Source organism: Marinagarivorans algicola (assembly GCF_001292705.1).
Taxonomy (GTDB): domain Bacteria; phylum Pseudomonadota; class Gammaproteobacteria; order Pseudomonadales; family Cellvibrionaceae; genus Marinagarivorans; species Marinagarivorans algicola.
Map to the genome: position 1 here is coordinate 1 of NZ_LGAK01000084.1, position 4,116 is coordinate 4,116.

At 40.1% G+C, this 4,116-nt stretch carries 6 protein-coding genes; all 6 read left to right on the forward strand.

Going from position 1 to position 4,116, the window contains the following annotated elements:
- The first annotated feature begins 27 nt into the window (after positions 1 to 27).
- The 6 genes from AC438_RS16125 (at position 28) to AC438_RS16155 (ending at position 3,848) form a co-directional block, all read left to right on the forward strand.
- A complete protein-coding gene (locus AC438_RS16125; protein ID WP_053982292.1) occupies positions 28 to 768 on the forward strand; it encodes a hypothetical protein in 741 nt (246 codons plus the stop codon).
- A 139-nt stretch (positions 769 to 907) separates the two neighbouring features.
- Entirely contained in the window at positions 908 to 1,387 is a 480-nt protein-coding gene (locus AC438_RS16130) for an SMI1/KNR4 family protein (protein ID WP_053982293.1), read from the forward strand.
- Positions 1,388 to 1,525: 138 nt separating this feature from the next.
- Complete coding sequence (locus AC438_RS16135) at positions 1,526 to 1,813, forward strand: hypothetical protein (RefSeq protein ID WP_053982294.1); 288 nt, start codon at positions 1,526 to 1,528, stop codon at positions 1,811 to 1,813.
- A gap of 105 nt (positions 1,814 to 1,918) precedes the next feature.
- Complete coding sequence (locus tag AC438_RS16140; RefSeq protein WP_053982295.1) at positions 1,919 to 2,368, forward strand: SMI1/KNR4 family protein; 450 nt, start codon at positions 1,919 to 1,921, stop codon at positions 2,366 to 2,368.
- 520 nt (positions 2,369 to 2,888) lie between these two features.
- On the forward strand, positions 2,889 to 3,281 hold the full coding sequence (locus tag AC438_RS16150; protein WP_156317128.1) for a hypothetical protein: 393 nt from the start codon (positions 2,889 to 2,891) through the stop codon (positions 3,279 to 3,281).
- A gap of 108 nt (positions 3,282 to 3,389) precedes the next feature.
- On the forward strand, positions 3,390 to 3,848 hold the full coding sequence (locus AC438_RS16155) for a hypothetical protein (RefSeq protein ID WP_053982298.1): 459 nt from the start codon (positions 3,390 to 3,392) through the stop codon (positions 3,846 to 3,848).
- The last annotated feature ends 268 nt before the right edge of the window (positions 3,849 to 4,116 follow it).

Below are 4,116 nucleotides of genomic sequence, written 5' to 3' on the forward strand. Positions count from 1 at the left end.
CACATCAATCGACAACGGAGTTACTAGGTGAGAATCACAATAGTATTTATACTACTAGCTATCACTGGTTGCGCTTCGCAGCCGACATTAAACAAGCAGTTTCAGGATAATATTAGAATTGGTGTCGTTTATCCTGAAGTCAACGGGTGTTTTGAGCATAACCATACGGGGCATACTGCTTTTAACAACTTTAACCGTAGTTACCAGAATCCTTTTAATTGGAACAAGGAAATCCAAAAAGCCTTTCAAGTAGTTACTTCAAATAATGGTGATACGGTTATTTTCATAGATAACGTAAATATGCAGAAGCCAACGGGGAGCATATTCGATGTAAATTGGTGGTCTGGTAAATATACCGTTAAACCAGAAAATGAAGCAATGTTTCAAGCGATCATATCCAACAACGATCTAGATATTCTTGTTTTTTCAACTACTTTTGGTTATGGGGAAAGAGCGTCAGACTGTTTTACTTATGACGTTGAAACTGACGCTCGAAAAAGAGAGGTGGCAGTGCTGAGTCCGGAATACTTTCTAGTGGTTGACGCTCAAAATATAAATAGTTCGGTCTCTACGATAGGAGTTTACGGAGAAATTGTTGATGGTTACTACCCCGAAAACATACAGGAGCTATCGAGTAGTGATTTGGAAATAATCAATAAGTATATTAGGCGACAGTTGATTGACAGCGTAAGGTTGTTATACAAACAATCAGGTATGGGTGAAAAAGAGTTTACTCCCAAGACAGTGCCGACATACTTTTACATGTAGTTTATGTGTAACAAAGCCAGTAACAGCGAGCAATTTTTCCGTCGCTTTTTGGTGGCGGGCGCTACGCTGCTACAAAAAATCGACTCCAAAATTGCCGTGTTCTGGCGGCGTTAGCAATGCATGCACTCATGGAATTATTATGGATATTGAATCATTAATAAATAAATCAAAAGAAAAGGGAGAGGACGTTTGGGTGTCGGGTGGTGTAGATGAGTTCTCAATTAAAACCCTCGAAGAGGAGGTGGGGTTCAATTTTCCCGAATCATATAGGAATTTTCTTCGGACTTATGGCGCCTTGTATGCAATGGATAATGGTCTATCAGGCATCACTCAGGCTGATCCTTTAGAGATGGGAGGGGGGAATTTATACGCGGACACTATTTTTATGCGTGAAGATTACGCAGAGCAATATGACGTTCCTGATTATCTGTGGGTTCTAGAGAAGCATGGGCATGGAGCTTACTGTTTTAATACGAATATTAAATTGGATAATGGTGAATATGGCATAGTAAATTATGCGTTATTTCTTTCGAAAGAAAGCCACTCAGAAACTATCGCTACTAGTTTTCCGGAGTTTTTGGAGAAATGGTATTTTGGCTATATAGAGCACTTAGACTAATTGCTAACAAGTTTGTCAAGTTGACGTTTCGGTCTGCGCTTCGTTTTGGGGTTGCTTCGCAACTTTACCCCAAAACTCCACTACAACCAAAACGCAACTTACAAAGGCGTTAAATGTATTGCAGAGGAATGGAGTTCAATGGAAGATAATGCTATTAAAATTCGACGTAGCTCAAACTTAATTAAAGGATTTATGACTCTCGTAATAATTATGCAAGCAGTGCAATTTTATCAAACCAATATAATGGATTTAGGCTCTATTGCAGGCACCATTGGTGTTTTGTCATTGCTGCGTGGTCTGCTTTTATCTCCATATTTGTTGGCTGCTCCATTAAATCACTGGTTTAAATCTGATCTTAACTTTTCTAAAAATAGCTATAAGTATTTTGGTTTGGCTTTTGTATTAATAATTGTAAGTTCGTTTTAAAAATACATATAACAAGTTTCTTAAATGGACAAATAACAGTTTGCTCGCGCTTCGCGCATTCTAGCAAACCATTATTTGCCAGTTAGCAAAGCGTTAGTAGGCAAAATGTTACCGAAGACTCAGCAGTTTTATAATGAGAAATTAAGAAGTAAATATGGTGATGCCAAGGGTGCTACCGTAGACAATCTCGTTGAAATGGAGCGCAAGCTAGATTTAAAGTTACCTTTATCTCTTAAAGCGTATTTACTTTGGGGTGGGAATCACTCAGATGGCCCGCTAATTGGAACTGATTGCTTCACTTCCGATATTTTGGGGAATACTGAATATTTTCGAGAGTTTCTCGATGAAAACAGCATTACTAATCCGAGAGGCGATGATGTTATTGTATTTTATTCCCATCAAGGCTATGTGCTTGCTTGGATTTATGCTTCAGATGGAGATAACCCTGAGGTGTATTATTTTGCTGAAGGAACAACTCAAGCTATAGCAAAGGAAACAACGATTGATGAGTGGTTTTACAAAGATTTATCGGGTCTGCACGGTGGCAGCTACTAACAAGGCCAGCAACGCGACAGCTTTTCCGTCGCTTGTTTTGTGGCAAAAAAGCCTACCACAAAAAAATCAACTGCAAAGCTGCGCGTTCTGGCAGCGTTATGCGTACGAAAATGAATCGAGGAAATTTTCAATATGGATGATATAGGCGAAGCGATAGGACGAGGATTTTTTCGCGCGATAGGTTATATCCTTGCAGAAATATTCTTCGGCACAATTTGCTATTGGGTTGGATGGCCTGTATGTAAAATTCTTACGTTTGGTAAATATCCATCTTCAAAACAGGTCGTCTACTTAGACGATTATTCGGGGCAAAGAGACGGATTTTGGTGCAGTGCTATAGGTCTGTTGGTAATCATCGTTTTATGTGTCTTTGTGTTTCAGCATTTCAATGTTTAACAATACGCATAACAAAAACATCAATGACGCCCGTAAACGGGCTGGACCTCCATTGCGTCGCTTATTTTGTGCTTTGATAGCACAAGATAATCAACACAATTCCGGCCCATTATGTTGGCGTTAGGTGCCCGATTTAATGAATAGAGTGCTAAGCGGAATAGCTTCATTTTTAATTGTCGTTTGTGGTCTGGCGCACGTCCATTTGGGTGGACTTAGGATATTACTGAATGGTGAGCCGGCTTTTAGTAATTCGTTGGTAAGCTCCGGTAGCAATGATAGTGTTCTTGTTCAGTTTGGTATGTTTGCATTTGTGGTAAGTGTGGTGGCTTCTTTGGCTAACAGAGTGGTTGCAAAATGCTTTTATTTTAATGCAGTACTATTTTTCTTAGTATTGTTGCTGGTTGATATAGATGTGCCAATAATAGAGTCAATAAAACTAGGTGATTACGTGTTGGTCGTAGCTATTGCTTTAGTATCGGCCCCAATGCTTCATCACCTAACAATGCGGTCAACCTGATGCAGCATACTCCGCTTCTTTTTGGTGTGGCGTCGCCACATTACCCCAAAAAGCAGCTCCATACGCTGCACAGGTTACCTTGGCGTTAGTACTACTAAGGAGAGTTTCATGGATCCAATCACTACTTCGATAATCACAGGTTTTGCGTCAGGCATGCTTGCAAATTTTTCCACTGATGCAGTAAAGCATTTCTTTACGTCAGCATTTTCTATAAAGCCTGAATTAGAAAGCAAATTGCAAGATGCTAAAACACCAGTAGATGTTGAAGCCATATTTAGAGAGGCTGTCGGTGTTATCGATGCCTCTGCTGGTAGCGGTAATATTACAATAGACGGTGCTCTATTAGAGGCACTGCGTGGAATTCGTTTCGATCACGCTCATGGTACTGTCAATATAGCAGGCACAATAATTTCATCCCAAGTATTGGTTACAGGTGGTTCATCAGCATCAACAGGGAAAACAGTAATAGGTGAAAACACCCAAATGAATAGCCAAGGTACTTCTATTCAATTAGGTAAAGGTTGTTCTATCGTCATGACAGGTGGCGCGAGTATTAAGCAAACGTAGTACTAACAAGGCGTTCAAACGGACAAAAAACAGTTGGCTGTTTCACTCCGTTCACAATTTTAGCCAACATTTTTTTACCGCTTAACGTGGCGTTATGTGCACGAGTGAACTATGAAGAATCTTGCAAAGATACTCATTACGATACTATTTTTCGCTTCACTTTCTTATGGTTTCGCTTTGGTTTGGTGGCAAGCGTGGATGCACGAAGGGGTTATTGGTCCTGTGCCATTCTTGCATTGGTTTGTCGCTGCAGATGGTGAGTCATCAT